The following is a 17,855-nucleotide window of genomic DNA, read 5'->3' as shown; positions in this document are numbered from 1 at the left end:
ATATAAAAGCCCTCCACAGATAGTTGTGGAAGGCAAAACAAAAGACACTCAATATGAGCGTCCTTTGTAAAATTTATTTCTTTGTAATACTCAATGAAGTAACCTTAGTCGGATCACCAGGAGTTAAAATAGCTACACCCAAAAGATTATATAATTGCAAACTTAAAGTATCACCAGCGTTTAAGTTTACTGTAGCTTTTTTAGTTAAATGATCCATAGCTGTTACTGGTACTATCACACTATCTGGCAGTTCAGTGCCATTTAATATTATTCTAGAATTTACCAATAAAGGTGTCGTGAGATAAACATGATACTCAAGTTCATAAGTTCCTGATTGTTGAACTGTAAAAGTAGTACTTCCTCCATTTACATTCACATTATTTAACTGTTGATCGTTAGGTAATGGGATATCTGTTCCACTCAATATCACAGCAATTACTGACCCACTTGTGTTTTTGGCAGAGTTTAAAACTGTACTATTCTCGTCTTATCCTTCTCTATCTCTAAGTTTTATAACGAGCCTTCACCGTACGAGCGACTTTCATCGCATACGGCGATCCGTCAGAAGTAGATATTATAACTTATTTCCCCTACTTTTAATTATATGCATAAATCAAAGAAAAAATATTGAGGAATGTTAATAGTTCTACAAAAATGTTAATGGTTTAGATTAATTTATAAAAAATAACGCTAGCTTATGCTGCGTTTTCTTAACTTCGTTATCGAGTAATGCTTGTACATCTTCACGCCATAATAATGGCACTTGGTCAACTGTTCTCAAATTCATTTTAATTAAATCCCAATATAATTTAGCCAATGGGAGATACAATTTAATCCGTTATGGAATGTGGATGCTAAAACTGATGCTGAAATTCGTAAGCTAGTTGCTGAAACAGATCAGATTTATTTACTTAATAACATCATAACGGCTGATGAAATGGAGGAATTGTTGATACATAATCATACAGCACAAACAATTATTCAAGTAATGCAAATCTTTAACGTAGAGTACGATTTTGCTTATAGAAGATTAACACAATATAACCGTAATCATAATATGCAGAGGTTGCATAATATGTCATTTTTAAATATGAGATGAGGACAGTTCATAAGTGAGTTTAATATGGCTTATCTGCTTAATAGTTACTGTGAAAGGAGTGATGTTCTAATTGTCCTTAAACTCTAATTTATGTACCTGTCCGGGTCAGTTAGATAAGAAGTGGACAATATGGTTAGAAAGAAACTTAATAGTACTAAAAAGGAAAATATTTATTGGTATTATGATACAAATAAGAAAAAGAAATATGCCTTCCGTTACAAATTTTATGATCATACTGGTGTACGTAGAGAAAAAACAAGACAGAATTTTAGCACAAGCACAGAGGCTGAAAAAGCATAGCCCCTCCCCAACCCTTGATAATCAAGGCTTCTATAAAAAAATAACTATAAGCATAACTTATGACCTTGGTTGCTATCCTGATGTTTTTAATTTTTTGATGTGCATAATAAAAAGGGTTTGTTTTTAAAAGGGTTTCTATACCTATCTAACTAAGTGTATTTTAACTAGGGCACTTTTTGGGGTACTCGTAGTTTTTTTAAAAAAAGGTACCCAGATAAATGATAATAAAAAAAGGTTGGACAGGAACTATTTTATTAAATAGAAGAAAAAATTTTATTTACAGTAACTTTTACTTATGGATTATTATTAACCCATTTATACTTGAAAATTAAAAATCATTAATACTAGTCACTCGATTGCCTGTTGATTATTCAAATGACTGATTAATAATTTTTCAACCTGAGTTTTCAAAGCCATATTAGCATATCTGAGTACCACATCATTACCAGCTATAGCTATATGAACGTCACTAATGATTGAACTGCCATTTTTAGAATTAAAGATTTATGAAATAGTCGCCTTTGCTCAGGATTCAACATACAACTCCATCCTCTCAATAAGAACTTTCGTTTGCTTTTTATAGTACGAGTGTTTATATTTTGAGAAGTATTTTTTGTGGAAATAATTACATATATGAAATAGAGCAATACATTGTTAAGATATTATAGCTCAACATTCTATGCGAAATTCCCAAAATTGATATTGAGGTGATTTTTAAATGACGTTCGCATCGTTTGGACTATTATGTATACCCATTTTTTATCTTTATCAAATTATCTTTTACTTCTTTTTCAGAAAAAAAGAACCTAAAGAATCCACCTTAAAGTATTACAAATTTACCTGCGTGACCAATTTCTTGATTTTAAGTGCGACTAGTCCATTAGGGCTTTTTATCGGTGTTATGGCAACTGATAGCGGAGAAATCCCTATGGTTTCATTCATTTTAGGATTTTTATTCATCACTGGTTTACCATTACTTTTCTTCATTTGGTCACTTAAAGATTTTCTGGTTTTACATAAAGAAGTAAGATAGGCAGTAAATAAAAACATAAAAATGCCCATTACCGATTTAGATAACGGGCATTTACTTACATTATCAAATTGTTTTAGCCATTGTTATATTCGTAATTTCATAACCCATTTTTTCATATAACCCACGAGCTATTTTATTATGACCAAAAACGTTTAAACCAATTTTATTCATACCTAACTGTTTAGCAATAATTTCAGCTTCTTTCATTGCTTTCTTGCCATACCCTTGCCCTTGATATTGTTCAAAAATCACAAAATCATAAATAAAACCTTCATTAGGGGTTTTTTGCGAAATCCAAATCATTCCAACTAAAATATCGTCATGAAAGATAGACGATAAATGATTATTTTCGGTCTTCTCACCATTGGGTAGTAGTCGTTCAAATGATTCCCTCGACAAGTCAATCGCTTCATCTTCACTCCAATTTCCGGAAGCAATTTTGTCTTTTGCATAGTCTTCAATTGCATAACTAATATATTGTTTGAACTCTTCGTGGTTCATAGGTTTTAAAGAAATCACTTTATTTCCCTCCTAATCTATCCTTTAATCTTAACATTTTTTCAAGCTTTCCGTAATTACACTTATAATTAGTTTTTAGCACAACTCGGCACAGTGCATTGCTTTAGGTCTTGTTGTATAAAAATAGCCCTCCACAGATGAATGTGAAAGGCATAAAAAGGACACGTCAATCTGACGCATCCTTAACAAAAATTAATTTTATTACTACGGTTTATGTCCACTATTAAACAGTCTTCATTAATTTAAACACAGTCACTTTTTGATGGTCAACTAGTGGAACATGAACTTTATTTTGCAAGACTTTTAACATCTTTTCATTTTCTCCATCTACTACAAATGTAAGATACTTCATTTGTGTTCTCTTTAATTGTATCGATATAGCGTGCCAAAACAATGATAAGCTTCTTCCCAATGATTGATATCTTTCTTTAACAAAAAGATTATCATACATCAGCAATTGATTGGTAGATGGTAACACAACACACCAGCCTATTAACTCATTATGTCGGCGTAAAATCAAGCTATTATCTGCTATTGTTTCATAACAAAGTGGATGGTATCTAGTTGGAAACCAAACATTTTCACCTTTTCGAATAAAATCAACCTCTTGTGGTGTTAACTCTTGAATTGAATGAACAGTAAATCCTTCTTTTAAATGATTGCGACTAAAGATTGGCAGGTCTTTGGTTTTCAAAGCATCCAGTATAAAAACATGCTGGGATATTTCCTTCTTCCATTTACCTGCAGTTACCTCATTGTCTTTAGAAAATTGCACTTCAGATACTTGGACATAGATATCCTTATTACTTGTTCCATATTCAGCTGCAAAATGAGCTAACAGTTCTACTAGGTGTGAACTACCTACTTTAGTAGTAACGACAATATTTAATGAATTTTCTTGTTCACCAATTAACCATTCTTGTTCAATATTCTGTTGATATTTCACCTTATTCTACCACTGGTGTCACAGATTGTGATTCAACCTCTACACCATTTACACCTTTTAAGGATCCCTTAGTGTATTTTACTGTAGCCACTGTAGTTTTTGGTGTAAACTCTACAGTAATAAACTCATCATTTATTTGTTCTGGTGTAGATGGTAGGTTTGGGCGTATAGTATTAAATGAAGAACCCATAAAATATTGGCTTGAAATATCTCCAAATTGAAATTCCCCTGCCACTACAGTCGAATCTTGAACAGGCTGTGAAAACTTTATTTCTGCCTTAGTGTACAAATTGTTAATATCCTTATAGATATAAATACTTGTTATTTGTGGAGCTACATTGCTATTCTCGCCTTATCCTTCTCTGTCTCTATGTTTTATAACGAGCCTTCACCGCACGGGCGACTTTCATCGCATACGGCGATCCGTCAGCAGTAAATATAGTACTTATTTCCCCACTACTAATTATATAAATAAATCTATGAAAATATACTGATGAATGTTAATAGTTCTTCAAAAATGTTAATGGTTTAGATTAATGCATAATGCTACGACTACTTGTTTTCGTTATCGAATAATGTTTGTACAGCCTCCCGCCACAACATTCATTATATTACCTCTTTAGTTGCTATTAATTCCGCCAATTCTGCAATAGCTAATTAATTTTCTATTTTTTCTTGTTGTTATGCCTCTGCTGATTCAGCTAATGCAAGCTTTTGTGCATAGCCCTAATAGGTTGACTCAAACGATCTTCAATTAGTATCGCAGTGTGAATTGTTGCCATGATCTCACCTTTTTTTGGCATAAATAAAAAGAACACCATAAAATCACTGTTTTGGTGTTCTTGAGTTGCAAATTATAAAATGCCTTTATTTTTTAAATCTTCTCGATTAATGTAAGTATCTCCATTAAAAATTTTAAATCGTATTCCGTTAAAAGTAGTTTCAATATCTTTTTCATTATCCAGATAATCTATGGGCATATCTGGAACTTCGTATATTACTTTTTCAACAGTGCCAGTAAGAGGGCTAATTATTGAGAAAGCCATTATTAAAACGGTTTTATCCCCTACTCGTTTTGCATGTGCAGAGAAATCCATTCCCTCTGAATTCATATGAAACTCTTTCAATGAAATCCATTCATTGGGTTCTATGTTTTCTAAATCTATATCATTAAATGGATCTCTATCCATAATATTAATACCTTCTTTAACTTCTAGATATCTATCAACTATTCTAGTGGCTTCTTGTGAATATAAACCTTGGGTAAACCAATCCTGGTATGTTTCACCGAATGTTTTTGCTAACCAATTTTGATTTATTATACCGTCATTCTGCCCCAACAAACGCTCTAGCGTAGTAATATCTGAGAAAAAACTATATAGTTGACTTCTTGTATGAGTATAAGTTTTCCCATCGTATATCCAACTGATTTTCTCTTTCAAATCTTTCGGCTTTAAATCTTCATAGGTAACACTATAAGAAGAAGAGTTTCCAGTATAGTAAATAGAATAATGATTTTCATATGGATAACCAATTAACTTTTTATAATCAGAATATTTTCCTGTTCCATTGACTTCATAAATTTTTCCGAAATCAATACTATTTATATCTATGATAGTATCAAAATGAGTTGAAATGTTTGCTTGTTTGTCAATTATAGCTATATCTGTATCGATTAAAATGCTCTGGGTGGCACTATCCCATATAACATCGTGCCCAAAATATTCAGATATAAAGCGTAAAGGCACATAAGTACGATTCGATATTACTTGTGCAGGCGTGATTAAGTTTACAACCTTAGCATCAACTAATGCACTATTTTTCCCAATTTCTAAAATTATTTTATGGCCATCTTTAACAATTTCCACCTGTTGTTTTGATTGATTCCATTTTGTTTCGCCTTTTAAAGCGGTATTGATAGCACGTATCGGAACTAATGTACTACCATTAACAACTTTTGGTTGCACGTCCATTTCCACTTTTTTATTTTGGTAAAATACGTCGATTGCGAAAGCTGTAGTAGATATATTCAGTGTTATAACTACAGTGAATATAAGTATTAAAATTCTTTTCATAATACCCCTCCTTATACACAAATATACATAATAAGAAGAGATTACTCTATAGCTATCTAGCATAATTATCTAATTTTTAACTTTTCGAGATCCACGTTTCACTTCGCGTCCCTGCTTTTTGTCATCTTCAATTTTGACTTACAGTGACCCGATGACACATACTTTATCAGCCATTGATAGGGTACATTAGCCTGAATGACAAACGTGATATTGTTACCTTGTACGCCCTTGTATTTGGCTGTAGCGAAGTCGTTAGTAGCTGCCACAGCATTGAAAGGCATGTACAAATGAAACCCAAGTATTATATTCCTCACTCCAGTATCGTTTACTAAGCTCTTGGGTACTCTTTAAATCGCTGAAAAATCCACGATCATAATGATGTTATCTACTTTGATTTTCCATTCTACCCCAAATAATTCACCTGTATAGATGACTTCTTTTTACGGCACTCCCCTCATATTGTTTGTGGATTTTGAATTGTTAGAAGGTAATTTTAAATAACGCCTCTTTGTAAACTATGTATAACAAAATCACCAAAAAAATATCTTTTGCATCCTTATTTAAAGTTTGAGCAATCTGTAATGCTAACTTCGAGCCAGTTCTGAAACTGACATCCCTGTTTTCATCCTTATATCCCTTAGTTTGTTAACCAAGAATAACACCTACTGTGCACTTGGTGTAATACAAGGTTTACTTAATTGTCAACAATGATTAACATTTATTTTAGTTAAATTAAATACATAAATTATTTAAAGTATTGTAAAGTATGTATTACAGGTGGTGATTACATGAAAACAACACACTAGGTGAATTACTGAATGAATTAAGAGGTAGTGAGTCTTTACGAAACGCCAGTAAACGTATTGGTATTAGTCATACATACTTAGACACTATCGAAAAAGGATTTAATAGACGTTCAGGAAAACATGTAAACCCTACCCATGAAACACTGAAACTTTTATCAAAAGCATACAATTAGGACTATAAAGAGTTAATAGTTAAGGCTGGTTACCTAGAACCAAATTCTACAGACGAAACCCAAACCGAAAATGACGAAGCAGAGTTCCAGGCTTTCGCAAACAATCCTACTCTTGAAAAATGGTACAAGGAGTTACTGAAATCAAAGAAGAGGACTTAGAAAAACTACGTAAGCTGTGGGAATTTTGAAGGATAAAGGGGAATTGTAATCGTTATTTGGAGAGAAACAAATAATCGATTTATAATTAAAACTAAAAGTAACATAATAATAACTATGAAAAGGACATGTTATAAACATGTCTTTTAATAGCACCACTATTGGGAAATTTACTTATTTATGTTTATATACTATTCTTTTACCTAATCATTTCAGGAAAATAAATACGAGGTGACAAAATGAGCTTTTTCAAAAAAATAATGGGGACATTTGAAAATACTCCAGAAAGACAAGCTGTTATAGATGCAAAAGAACGTACAAAACAAGAGGATATCCAACAGCGAGAGAAATATGTGGGGACTAGTTTATATAGAGGGATGAAGTACACCTTTTATAAGCCAGCAATCGATTATTTCGAAAACACTGTGCAATTGGCCAATGAAATTGTACTCTCCTCTTTACCAGCTGAATACGATTTTGGAAATTTAGAAAAAAAAGGTCTTTTGATAGCAACAAATATGCGAGTGGTTTTTGTTACAAAAATTGGTAATCTCCAATTATATACACCATTTAACTATAAATATATGGAAGGAGTTTTACTTGCCTCTGATGGCATTGCTCAAAAAGAATTGACAATCCTCACTCCTGCTTTACGTGCAACATTTGATGATATTTTAAATGATGATCGTTTAAACAAGTTTATAGATGTTGTGCAAAAACAAATGCAAGATAGCAAAGATAACCCTCGTATGACTAATGATAAAAAGAAATTATCAACCTCAGCAGATCCATATAGTGACTTAGAAAAAATTGCGAATTTACGAGATAAAGGGATTTTAACTGAAGAAGAATTTTTAGAAGAAAAGAAAAAAATTTTAGGCTAATTCAATATGGCATGTGGAAGATAATAATCAATACTCCATTTCATTTACAAATATTTAGTAAAATTATTAAAAATATTTGAGAGCTAGGTAAGTTGTGAGAGATATTGAAAGATAAAGCTGAGCTTTAAAAGCTAATTGAACATTCTATTAACAGGACATGACATAAACATGTCCTGTTATAGCACCCTTATTGGGAAAATTACTTAATTATGTTATATTATTTTTTTGTCATCATTATAGGTATATTTACGCAAAAATTATTGACTACTGATATAAAAAATGGATTTAATCCAATGAGAAATTTTTATTCCGAAGTTTGCGACTTGTATTATTTCAACACAAAGGGAGAGAGTGTTCAAATGAATCTAAAAGAAACTATAGAATTATTAAACAACGTGATTTCAGAAAATAGTGAACTAATTAAAAACGAAGAATCTACAAAACAATTTCTTGTTTTACCATTGCTTAAAGGGTTAGGTTACGATACCTATAGCCCCCAAGAAGTCACTCCAGAATTCACAGCTGATTTTCATAAAAAAAATGAAAAAGTGGACTATGCTATTTCAATCAATGGGCAACCTCGAATTTTTATTGAGGCAAAATCGATCAATATGAAAATTAATAAAAGCGCCCCACAATTAAGTAGATATTTCAGCACATTCCCTAGTGTGAAATTAGGTATCCTAACAAATGGAATTGAGTATCACTTTTTTACTGATTTAAATAACTCAAATATAATGGATTCTAAGCCCTTTTTTATCTTCAATATTATAAATCATAATGAAGAGGATTTTGAAAATCTGATTAAGTTTTCTAAAAATTTATATGATCAAGAAACAGTAAAAATCCTCGCTGAATCGTTAATATATTTTCAATCATTTAAATCTGTAATAAAAGAAATTTTTGAATCCCCAAATGATGATTTTATCAAATTTGTTATTAAAGAACGGTTTAAATTTAAGGTAACTCAACAGTTTATTAACACCTCTCGCCCTTTAATAGTGAAGAGTATTCAAGAGGCAATATCTGAAGTAATTAGTGAAAAATTTAATATAGATACATCACGATCTTCTCAAGAGATTGCTGTTACTAGCATAGAAGATGTTACAAAAGAAGAGAAAAAAGTTTACTTCACTCAGGATGAAATTGACTCACTAGGGAAATTTGAAGAGTTTGAGGGAGTAACGATTGTATTACCCAATCCAGACTCTTACATAAAATTACTAAAGTTAACATCTGAAGAATACTCAGTTGAAAAAGGTAATCCATTAAGTGATTTCTTTATTTCTTCGGTTGTAACACAGGGTCCTACAATTGTGGGGTATTTAGTTGGTCAGTATGTTAATCAAAAGGAAGATATAAAACTATATACAGTTAAATCAAACGAAATAGCAAAATTTTTGGATGAAAACCCTATTCTTAAAGAGACTGGTTTCATTAACGCCCGATTAGGTTCCCGGTTTAATAAAAATAATAATGAGACTACGTACTTCTTGAAAAGTTGTCTAAACAACCTATCATTTAGAGACATTCCTAACCTTATTTCTAAAATTGAAGACACAGAGAAGTTTTTTTAGAAACATCAAGTAGTCGAATTCCTATATGACAACCTGAAAAAAGTCGATGCTGAGTTCAAGGCTTTCGCCAACAACCAAGAGACTTTAATTGCAACAATTACCAAATACCTTTTATTCAAGCATTAATCTCCAAGTAACCCCACTTCCCAAAAGTGGGGTTTTATTGTACTCTCAAACAAAACTTACGTTCTTAATTTCTTATTAGAGGTTGATTCACTTCCACTATACTCACCTTGAAGACTATGTCCAACAGTTTTACACTCGTTTGGGCATTATGGACCCTGTCCTACTGAATTTTGAAGAAATAGCCTTTAGAATGGGCTTGAAATTTTTTATTGGTCAGATAAGAGTCAAGCCTTATTTATTGATGGTCGATATTATATTTTCCTTAATAAAAACCAATCGCCACAGCAACAATGGCAAAATTTTTGACATGAGCTTTCACATGCCCTATTTCATTCAGGCGATCAATTTCATATGTATCCCCTATTTCGTGAGTACCAGGAATTCAAGGCAAATAATTTTATGTACTACCTATCTAACTAAGTGTATTTAATTGGGACACTTTCTGATGTACATGTAGATTTTTCTAAAAAAAGTGCCCCAGTTTTGGACAGCTACCATTTTATATAGAAGGAAAAATTAATATTTTTTTTATGTCACCTTCTGTGCATTTATTCATTCCCTTTTTCACGACTTACAATAATTTCTATTTAGATAAAATTAAATCTTCCTCACCGTTTTAATTTCGGTAACTTTTACCAAAAAAGTTACTACACAATATCTTTCACTTGTTCATACTCAGTTCATTTTGTCGTCACTGTGAGTTCATCTTCGTCGGTTAGGCTTTCCTTAGGGCACTTAAAGGTAGCCCAAAACGATAGGAGACGAAATGCGTGAAAATACGAGAGGTGAAAAAATGGAATTGGACACAACAACAGAAAAAAAACCAGCTAATAAGATGAAAAAATTACTTATCATTTTACTTAAAATTTTAACAGCAATAGTTATAATAATTGTCGTTTTTATAGCCATTGTTTTTGTGATTGATAAGATCAGTAGCAAATTAGAAGCAGCAAAAATAAAACCTTATGGTCAGTCTGTAACAGTAGATGGGAAAAATATGAATGTTTTGATTGAAGGACAAGGCGCAGAAACAGTCGTGCTACTGCCAGGTTTGGGAACAGGAACACCAGCACTTGATTTTAAGCCGCTAGTAGAAGAGTTATCGCCATTTTACAAAGTTGTAGTGATTGAGCCTTTCGGTTATGGATTAAGTGATATAACCGAAAAAGAACGGAGCACAGAAAATATTGTAAGTGAAATCCACGAAGCCTTACAGATTCTTAAAATTGACCGCTATATTCTAATGGGTCACTCCATTTCGGGCATTTACGCACTAGATTATGTGAATAAATATGAAAACGAAGTGAGTGCATTTGCCGGGATCGATAGCAGTGTTCCAAGGCAATATGGTGATAAGGTTGTTGAATCTCCGATACCTAATTCTGTAATTACACTACTCAAAGAATCAGGTCTAGGCAGATTGATAATGAAACTAAGTGCTGACCCATATGCTGCACTACCAGTTGATGATGAAACAAAAGAACAAATGAGAATTCTTTCTTACAAAAACTTTAGAAATCCAACTATTGTGAATGAAATAGAAAATAGATCTCCTAATTTTAAAGCAGCTGAAAATTTAACATTCCCAAAAAACCTGCCTGTTATTTTCTTTTTACAACCGAATAGTGCAGCGATTGAAGGATGGTCAACACTACATGAAGAGCAAGTAAAAGATTCTATACATGGAAAAGTGATGACATTTGAAGGAACACATTATTTACACCATACTCAATCAAAAGAAATCGCTGAAAACCTCAGGGTATTTATTGAAGAAGTAAAGCAAGACAGTAGATAATTTTTCCATGCTACGGCACCATGTACAAGCTTTCTTGCATGTGTGCTGTAGCATTTCTTTCATATATGCCTATTTATTATTCACACACTCTTAATTGGATTATTTTTCCTCCAATAATTATATTAATGACAATTTCATTTGCTTAGTAGTTCATCGTAAATGACCAAGTTTCAATGGTTTCCGTTACTTCACCCGCCTGTACAAAATCTTTCATGGAGCACATGGCCCCAAATCAAGCAATCATCTGTTTTACAATGTTATCCTTAATTCGTTTAATACTCGTTGCTGATAAAGCCATATGTTGGCCTATCCAACGTTGCGAATCGCCGTCTAACATCCAATTCAGTACTTGAACCTCTCTGTCGCCAGTAACTCGTTCAATAAGCATTTGTACCTCTAATAGCTTCTTCTCATACTCTGCAACATGCTTTATATTTTTCGAACGTCTAATAGCCTCTTGCATAATCGGATCGCCTACGCCACCTGCTGCCTTTGGTAGTGTAGCCTCAATACCATACTATGCCGTTTTTGCCCCTATAACCATTTCTGATCACATTTCTTTGATGGCGTTAACCATGTATTCTGTAATCATTGAATCTAATGCATCTGGTGTAATCGTTATTGTTCTTTTTTTAACATAGGTTTGCCCTCCTAAGTTGTGTTATAATGCTAATGACTAAGCCATTATTCAAAGGGCATATACCAATTCGAGCTGTAGCGTATGCAAACGCTGCGGCTTTTTCATGTTATAATTTACACGAAATACATAATAAGGTAAATAAATGGACATGTTTACAGGATTATCACTTGGTAGATATCTGCTATATTTCATTCCACCGATGTTATTGCTACCTGTTGTAATGATAGGATGTGCAGTAATTTATAAAATTCTATTGGGAAATATTTTGCCTAAGAAGTTTTATAATTTTTTACTTGGTCCAATTGCCCTGCTAGGATTCTTTATTTAGGCTATCCCAATCAATATGGGATTTTATGAGTTTTTTAGAGGTATATTTTAACCGCTCTTTTTCTATTCCAAAGGCAATTAACTATAAAACCCATATTATTTAAGCATATAAATAGTAGTGTTAAGCTAAACAAGTTTAACAAGAACCTCCTGAATTGTTACTTAGGGTCACTCACACTCAGTGACCCTTTTTTAGTTTCTTTACTCATATTGTTCATTAGTTTACTGTAGCGTGTGATGCTACAGCTTTTTTTATTTTTAAATTTATTTCACGGCAATTCACTATAAATATACAGCTATCTTGACATATTAATAGTAATGTGAAGCTAATTTAGCCTTACACATCCGAATCTTTTTACTAATGGTCACTTATATCCCAAGTGACCTTTTTTAGTTTCTTTACTCAAAAGTGCCCTATAGAATTGACTTCGGTCCAGATACAACATGGCTAATTATAAGTATTGAAGTAATAATTTTTACTATATCTTCACTCCACCTTACTAATTGTCCAATCATCTGTATTCGATATGAATAAAATATTAATTAGAAAAGGAGGTGAATATAAAATGGCATCATTTGAAATTGGAGCGAGAAGTCTTTTCAACTTTAGAAATGAACGCTTTTTCCTATTAGTTGAAGATGAAATTACAATTCCAGATCAAGGTGTGGAGATTGATCCAGTTAATATCTATGAGATTGACCAACAAACTTTCAATTTTATCAGAGATGAAGGAGATACACCTGTAGTTGTACCACGTTTTAATCTTCCTCCTGTACCACCTGGATTTACATTAGAACGAAAATGTATTTTTACAGTCGATAATTCATACTTTGTCATCTATGATTTAGAAAATGGTACTGATAACAATGTTATTTTAAGAATCAGCGCAGCTTTATTTAACTCATTAAGAAATTCTGGCGTTCGTGAATGTGTTCCACAAGACTTCATTAATTAATAAAAAATCCAACATTCAGTAACATTTTTCTTTGATTTTGCTCACTCAAAAAAACCTTAAGCCATCTCTTCTTTTTAGAGATGGCTCAATACTTTAAATCTATACATGCTCTATGACTAGAACTATCACGTGTAATGCATACTAAAATCTTCTTTATATCCTCAGGCGAACACACCTCAAACGATCATTTTCAATGTTAGGATATGACTTTTAACTGTTGGTATAGAGTGAATACATACAGTGATACAGAATGTTAAGGAATTGATTGATTATTTTTTTCTTTAAGACTGATATATAATGATCCATTTGTTTGAACTTGTGCAAAATACACATCTTTTATGTTCTGGACATTTTGCTTTTTCAACTTCTTATTAAGCCAGTCTTTTGTTAATTCAAGTTCCACTAAATTTTCGACAATAAGTTGACCATCTGAGATGACCTCTGTTGGCAAATATATTGGAGGTGTAACGTCTGCTTTAACATCTTGCTTTGTAGCTGATTGAACTGGTGTTTTGTGTAAAACACTAAGCTTGCCATCTGTTTCAAGTATTGCAAATTGTATGTCTTGTACAGAAAAAACAGCTTGCTCCCTTAACATCATTGTTAGTTCGTCCATATGCAAACGGTTTTTCTTTAAAGCAGATTCTAAAATTAGACCATTTTGAATGACAATAGTCGGTTTATCATCAAAGAGTACACGTGCTTTTTTAGATTTTAATGTAATGATGGTTATTATAAATGTTAAAAAACACCACCATATTAACGATATTAGTCCATCTAAAAAGGGTGTTTCGGCGACTGCAGCGATTTGAGATGCAATAGAACCAATGGAAATCCCTGTTATATAATGAAAAAAAGTTAGTTGACCAAGTTGTTTCTTCCCAAGGATTCTGGCCAATATCAGTAGTGCTAAAAAGGATAATATGGTTCTAAGTGTCATTTCCCAAAAATTTAATGAAAAAAATGGTCCATACTTTATTCAACTCCTTAAATCTCTGTTGACTATTAGAATGGACATGAAACATCTTCTTATGCTAAATTTTTGAGAATTTGCATTTTGTACGACGATCAAATAAATTTTAAATGACAAAAGCCATCGAGAATGAACTTCTCAACGGCTTTCGTCAACAATATGAAAGAACATTTATGCAGGTGTACTTTCATTATTTCTTCTCGTTTAAAACATCTGGATAAACCATGGTATTAATCACTTCTCCACTTGATTCGTCATTAAAAATTACTGTCACTTTGTAATTCTCCACGTCTGCACCATTAAATAATTGATAGTACATACCCGTTAAAGCAAGCCCGACTGATGCCATTGTATCAAGACTACTTTCAAACTCTTTTTTGTTTACAGATACAGTGAATTCTGAAAAGGATTTGTTATATGTAATATCTTTGACTGATTTGAAATCATCACTAGCTTTAATCTCGTCTACATTTGCTAAAATACCTTCTTTTAAGCCTTTCATCATTTCTTCGTGCTCTGGTTTAGCCATTTTATAAGTTAAAGAACCATCATCATTTTTAATGATTTCTTTAATCCCACTATTTTTTGCCTTAGAAATAACAGAATCAATGTCCTGTCCTTCGAAAAATAAAGCGGGAATGGTTACTTCCACGTCCCCAGCTTTTTTTTGATCCTCACTACATGCAGCCATTAAAGCACCTAGTAATAAAAGTAATGGTAACACCCATTTTCTAGCCATTAAATCTCCTCCTCATACACAAATATACAGAATATGAAGGGATTTCACTATAACTATTACAAAAAAACATTTATTAATATAAAAAACACTTTTCATCGATCACTAGTATCTGTGTACAAATCAGTTAGATTCCTTCGACGTTTCATTCAAAATGACCATTCGTTAATAAATAGTAAAATCATATATTCAACGTATCTTTCTTTAGTAGTCATACTGAAACCGACTCTTAAGAATATTTCTATTAATCATTTTTATTTAACTCATTGAGAAATTCTGGTGTTCGTGAATGTATTCCTCAGAATTTCATTAATTAAGAATGCTATAAAAAACAAGTAATCAATTTGATATGCAGGATCTTTTCTTATTCTACAATCAGGCCATTTTCTTGAGTAACACATTTAAAGGAATCGTTATGGAGGAAAGAAACTGTTAAGATTTTCAATTAAACTAAAGAAGCAGGTTTTAGTTCAACAAGAAGTTAAAGTATTATTGAGTTATATAAGCTACCAAAGGAAGTGTACAACTGTTCTATTACTCAAAAAAGAAGAAAATACGAGGTTGGAAAAGACAGAAGAGAAAAATTGAAAGATGGAAGCAAAACGCAATAAATTTAGATATTCACTATTTAAGGAATTACCATAGAGAATACGAAAAATTATGGATTCATCCCTTTTATGCATGGGTACGAAAAAACCCTCCCAATTGGTATAATCAACTTTTACTTGATGCAATGATTGAAGTTTACTTGGAGTGGCATCAAAAAATGATGGATGAAAATGAAGCATTTTATTTAAAAATCTGGCTTTATGACCCTAATTTTATCAATTCACAGATAGTCGTTGCATATAGAGATTGTTTTGATTGCTATAATAAAGCCTTCAAAATAAGGGAAGAAAACAAGGAATTCCCTTTCAATAAATTTCATTCCTTGAGGGATAAGTTAGAAGAATTCCAATGGGATTTGCACATTGAGACTGATTATTACGATGAAAACGAATTGAATGAATGGTTAGAAGAAGGAGGTTTAACTGAAAAAGAAATGTCAAAAATTAAGGGAAAAGCCTATGAAACCATAAAATTTGAAAATGAATTTGGGGGTTTCCTGCAATATAGTCTCGACAAAGGAGATATTTGGATAGGGACATTAAAGAAGAAAGATAATACAGTAATTGTTTAACGAACAGGTGCTTTACTTTAACATGCAAAAGACAAATCACCGACTTGATTTCAACAATCGGGCGCAATTATTTAATAAAAAGATATTTACTCATTCTTTTTCCCTTTTCTTTCTACAAAAAAAGAGCAAAACCATAATGGTCTGCTCAGCATTTAAAAATGAGCGCTCGAAATCTGGCATTTCTTTATTCATTTATCGTACGCAAACATTTTATTTTGTATTTCTATATGGAATTGCTGTACATCAAGCTGATGAAGCTTGATGATATCTTCGGCTACTTGTCGAGCTTTCTTTTGTATCACATCATCTTTCTCTTCTGTTAAATTGATGATGATGTGGACAATTTCTGATGAAATCGTGTAATCGATGCTAAAGGAACCAACTTGTTGTGCAGTCATCGCTTCAAATAAATGAGCCATAACATCATTATAGCTAAGTCTGGTCGAGTTCATGGTCACAGGATCATAAAGATTTTTAATTGTCATTTGAAACGATATTGGATTTAAATCATTTTTTTGAATACATTCAAGCATCATTTCCTCTATTTTTTGTTTGGACAACTGATCTATCTTTTCAGGTGTTGACACAAGGAGCTCTATTTTTCTATTCGGCAGTACACCATAATCTACATAAAAGATATAAGATTCTTTTTGCAGGGCCATAGCAATATCACTCATTAGAAATTGGTAGTGCTGCATATAATCTATTAGTTCATCGTTAGTAGGTTGCGATAGAGAAACATTTGATTTCTCCGCATATTGAATAGGTATATTTGCAAAAAAGAAAAAGCCACCACAAACGATGATGGCAAGAAGAAACCATAAGGTAAATAGTTTTTTGATAAACATTTATAGCCCCCTTATTCGGGACTATATGCAAGTTCAGTACCGTAAATTACTGTAGAATTTTATAAAATAACACACGGTCTTGATTTTCGCCGCCATAACCACTATGGATTGACATATTATCCATCACCTTGTCACCTTTCTCCATTCTGAACCCCATATTTGTGTGAAAGGCAATGGACACTTCGTTTATAGGTGATGTCACACACTTAACGATATTACGATGATACTGTTTCACCACATGGAAAAATACATCATACAACCTTTTTGCAATATTCTGTTTTCTGTAATCAGGGTGAACCCCTACAAAATGAATGAACGCTTCATTTGTGTTGGATTGCGATAAAAAGCCGACAAGAAAACCAATAATCTCGCCATCCTTTTCCATAATGAGGCTTGTGTTCGTAAAGTGATCGAAAAATAATTTAGGCAGTTTATCTGACATATTCCTTCCGCCCCACCACTCATTAATCACTGGCGATAACGTATAATAATCTGCACTCTGTAAACTACGAATATTCATGGTATCCTTCCTCCCTTTCAACTTCACCTTTAAATTGGTCAGCATTATAGAGAACACGCTACCAATGCATATGAGTTTAATTTGTCATTCGGATATCTCAGATGAATAACAACACTATACCCTCGATCTAAGATGTTTAATCATACTGTTATTTTACCCTACCAATTATTTCAATTTCAATATTTG

General features: G+C 32.4%; 18 protein-coding genes and 2 pseudogenes. 7 read left to right on the top strand and 13 right to left on the bottom strand.

Annotation, left to right across the window (positions count from 1 at the left end; genetic code table 11):
* Positions 1–73: 73 nt before the first annotated feature.
* Both AC1Q6O_RS17700 and AC1Q6O_RS17695 read right to left on the bottom strand, forming a co-directional pair.
* A pseudogene (locus AC1Q6O_RS17700) lies at positions 74–451 on the bottom strand (BclA C-terminal domain-containing protein); the annotation flags it as partial.
* A gap of 219 nt (positions 452–670) precedes the next feature.
* Positions 671–817, bottom strand: a complete 147-nt coding sequence (locus AC1Q6O_RS17695) for a CD1375 family protein (RefSeq protein ID WP_255319043.1) — start codon at positions 815–817, stop codon at positions 671–673.
* 30 nt (positions 818–847) lie between these two features.
* On the opposite strand from AC1Q6O_RS17695, the gene AC1Q6O_RS17690 reads away from it, so the two are divergent.
* Both AC1Q6O_RS17690 and AC1Q6O_RS17685 read left to right on the top strand, forming a co-directional pair.
* Complete coding sequence (locus tag AC1Q6O_RS17690; protein WP_492401859.1) at positions 848–1,099, top strand: hypothetical protein; 252 nt, start codon at positions 848–850, stop codon at positions 1,097–1,099.
* Positions 1,100–1,228: 129 nt separating this feature from the next.
* On the top strand, positions 1,229–1,399 hold the full coding sequence (locus AC1Q6O_RS17685) for an Arm DNA-binding domain-containing protein (RefSeq protein WP_107922627.1): 171 nt from the start codon (positions 1,229–1,231) through the stop codon (positions 1,397–1,399).
* An 828-nt stretch (positions 1,400–2,227) separates the two neighbouring features.
* On the opposite strand, the gene AC1Q6O_RS17680 is transcribed toward AC1Q6O_RS17685, so the two are convergent.
* The 6 genes and pseudogenes from AC1Q6O_RS17680 to AC1Q6O_RS17655 form a co-directional block, all read right to left on the bottom strand.
* Positions 2,228–2,461 carry a hypothetical protein gene (locus tag AC1Q6O_RS17680; RefSeq protein WP_139150955.1) on the bottom strand — a complete coding sequence of 78 codons (234 nt, stop codon included), beginning with the start codon at positions 2,459–2,461 and terminating at the stop codon, positions 2,228–2,230.
* 34 nt (positions 2,462–2,495) lie between these two features.
* Positions 2,496–2,951, bottom strand: coding sequence for a GNAT family N-acetyltransferase (locus tag AC1Q6O_RS17675; protein WP_090002718.1), 456 nt, complete (start codon positions 2,949–2,951; stop codon positions 2,496–2,498).
* A 223-nt stretch (positions 2,952–3,174) separates the two neighbouring features.
* Complete coding sequence (locus AC1Q6O_RS17670) at positions 3,175–3,897, bottom strand: hypothetical protein (protein ID WP_239354706.1); 723 nt, start codon at positions 3,895–3,897, stop codon at positions 3,175–3,177.
* 1 nt (position 3,898) lies between these two features.
* Positions 3,899–4,186: a hypothetical protein gene (locus AC1Q6O_RS17665; RefSeq protein WP_492401856.1), complete on the bottom strand. Its 288-nt coding sequence runs from the start codon at positions 4,184–4,186 to the stop codon at positions 3,899–3,901.
* Positions 4,187–4,751: 565 nt separating this feature from the next.
* Positions 4,752–5,972: a stalk domain-containing protein gene (locus tag AC1Q6O_RS17660; protein WP_164908716.1), complete on the bottom strand. Its 1,221-nt coding sequence runs from the start codon at positions 5,970–5,972 to the stop codon at positions 4,752–4,754.
* Between the two features lie 252 nt (positions 5,973–6,224).
* Positions 6,225–6,335: pseudogene (locus AC1Q6O_RS17655) on the bottom strand (hypothetical protein); the annotation flags it as partial.
* Positions 6,336–7,346: 1,011 nt separating this feature from the next.
* Between AC1Q6O_RS17655 and AC1Q6O_RS17650 the strand changes: the two are divergent.
* The 3 genes from AC1Q6O_RS17650 to AC1Q6O_RS17640 all read left to right on the top strand — a co-directional run bounded on the left by AC1Q6O_RS17650 (position 7,347) and on the right by AC1Q6O_RS17640 (position 11,489).
* Complete coding sequence (locus AC1Q6O_RS17650; protein WP_089987011.1) at positions 7,347–7,991, top strand: SHOCT domain-containing protein; 645 nt, start codon at positions 7,347–7,349, stop codon at positions 7,989–7,991.
* A gap of 359 nt (positions 7,992–8,350) precedes the next feature.
* Entirely contained in the window at positions 8,351–9,568 is a 1,218-nt protein-coding gene (locus AC1Q6O_RS17645; protein ID WP_239354710.1) for a type I restriction endonuclease, read from the top strand.
* A gap of 892 nt (positions 9,569–10,460) precedes the next feature.
* Positions 10,461–11,489 (top strand): alpha/beta fold hydrolase, encoded by a 1,029-nt coding sequence (locus AC1Q6O_RS17640; RefSeq protein ID WP_492401853.1) that lies wholly within the window; start codon positions 10,461–10,463, stop codon positions 11,487–11,489.
* Between the two features lie 232 nt (positions 11,490–11,721).
* Here the strand turns inward: AC1Q6O_RS17640 and AC1Q6O_RS17635 are convergent, their stop codons facing one another.
* Positions 11,722–11,952 carry a LuxR C-terminal-related transcriptional regulator gene (locus AC1Q6O_RS17635; protein ID WP_258954751.1) on the bottom strand — a complete coding sequence of 77 codons (231 nt, stop codon included), beginning with the start codon at positions 11,950–11,952 and terminating at the stop codon, positions 11,722–11,724.
* Between the two features lie 1,070 nt (positions 11,953–13,022).
* On the opposite strand from AC1Q6O_RS17635, the gene AC1Q6O_RS17630 reads away from it, so the two are divergent.
* Complete coding sequence (locus AC1Q6O_RS17630) at positions 13,023–13,412, top strand: spore coat protein (protein ID WP_089987010.1); 390 nt, start codon at positions 13,023–13,025, stop codon at positions 13,410–13,412.
* 253 nt (positions 13,413–13,665) lie between these two features.
* Here the strand turns inward: AC1Q6O_RS17630 and AC1Q6O_RS17625 are convergent, their stop codons facing one another.
* Positions 13,666–14,352: a YetF domain-containing protein gene (locus AC1Q6O_RS17625; RefSeq protein ID WP_090002723.1), complete on the bottom strand. Its 687-nt coding sequence runs from the start codon at positions 14,350–14,352 to the stop codon at positions 13,666–13,668.
* 223 nt (positions 14,353–14,575) lie between these two features.
* Complete coding sequence (locus AC1Q6O_RS17620; protein WP_171364987.1) at positions 14,576–15,124, bottom strand: hypothetical protein; 549 nt, start codon at positions 15,122–15,124, stop codon at positions 14,576–14,578.
* Positions 15,125–15,887: 763 nt separating this feature from the next.
* On the opposite strand from AC1Q6O_RS17620, the gene AC1Q6O_RS17615 reads away from it, so the two are divergent.
* Complete coding sequence (locus AC1Q6O_RS17615) at positions 15,888–16,301, top strand: hypothetical protein (protein ID WP_258954750.1); 414 nt, start codon at positions 15,888–15,890, stop codon at positions 16,299–16,301.
* A gap of 188 nt (positions 16,302–16,489) precedes the next feature.
* Here the strand turns inward: AC1Q6O_RS17615 and AC1Q6O_RS17610 are convergent, their stop codons facing one another.
* Both AC1Q6O_RS17610 and AC1Q6O_RS17605 read right to left on the bottom strand, forming a co-directional pair.
* Positions 16,490–17,149: a hypothetical protein gene (locus tag AC1Q6O_RS17610; protein WP_089987007.1), complete on the bottom strand. Its 660-nt coding sequence runs from the start codon at positions 17,147–17,149 to the stop codon at positions 16,490–16,492.
* A gap of 46 nt (positions 17,150–17,195) precedes the next feature.
* On the bottom strand, positions 17,196–17,669 hold the full coding sequence (locus AC1Q6O_RS17605) for a GNAT family N-acetyltransferase (protein ID WP_090002726.1): 474 nt from the start codon (positions 17,667–17,669) through the stop codon (positions 17,196–17,198).
* Positions 17,670–17,855: the final 186 nt, after the last annotated feature.

This window comes from Lysinibacillus sp. GW823-FHT06C08 (assembly GCF_058795135.1).
The sequence above is the reverse complement of the archived record's forward strand: the minus strand, read 5'-3'. Positions and strand labels throughout refer to the sequence as shown.

Bases quoted from the DNA above. Each gene is read 5' to 3' on its own strand.
- AC1Q6O_RS17685 (WP_107922627.1), top strand. From the start codon at position 1,229: ATGGTTAGAAAGAAACTTAATAGTACTAAAAAGGAAAATATTTATTGG.
- AC1Q6O_RS17680 (WP_139150955.1), bottom strand. From the start codon at position 2,461: ATGGGCATTTTTATGTTTTTATTTACTGCCTATCTTACTTCTTTATGT.
- AC1Q6O_RS17660 (WP_164908716.1), bottom strand. From the start codon at position 5,972: ATGAAAAGAATTTTAATACTTATATTCACTGTAGTTATAACACTGAAT.
- AC1Q6O_RS17650 (WP_089987011.1), top strand. From the start codon at position 7,347: ATGAGCTTTTTCAAAAAAATAATGGGGACATTTGAAAATACTCCAGAA.
- AC1Q6O_RS17645 (WP_239354710.1), top strand. From the start codon at position 8,351: ATGAATCTAAAAGAAACTATAGAATTATTAAACAACGTGATTTCAGAA.
- AC1Q6O_RS17640 (WP_492401853.1), top strand. From the start codon at position 10,461: ATGCGTGAAAATACGAGAGGTGAAAAAATGGAATTGGACACAACAACA.
- AC1Q6O_RS17635 (WP_258954751.1), bottom strand. From the start codon at position 11,952: ATGCAAGAGGCTATTAGACGTTCGAAAAATATAAAGCATGTTGCAGAG.
- AC1Q6O_RS17630 (WP_089987010.1), top strand. From the start codon at position 13,023: ATGGCATCATTTGAAATTGGAGCGAGAAGTCTTTTCAACTTTAGAAAT.
- AC1Q6O_RS17625 (WP_090002723.1), bottom strand. From the start codon at position 14,352: ATGACACTTAGAACCATATTATCCTTTTTAGCACTACTGATATTGGCC.
- AC1Q6O_RS17620 (WP_171364987.1), bottom strand. From the start codon at position 15,124: ATGGCTAGAAAATGGGTGTTACCATTACTTTTATTACTAGGTGCTTTA.
- AC1Q6O_RS17615 (WP_258954750.1), top strand. From the start codon at position 15,888: ATGATGGATGAAAATGAAGCATTTTATTTAAAAATCTGGCTTTATGAC.
- AC1Q6O_RS17610 (WP_089987007.1), bottom strand. From the start codon at position 17,149: ATGTTTATCAAAAAACTATTTACCTTATGGTTTCTTCTTGCCATCATC.
- AC1Q6O_RS17605 (WP_090002726.1), bottom strand. From the start codon at position 17,669: ATGAATATTCGTAGTTTACAGAGTGCAGATTATTATACGTTATCGCCA.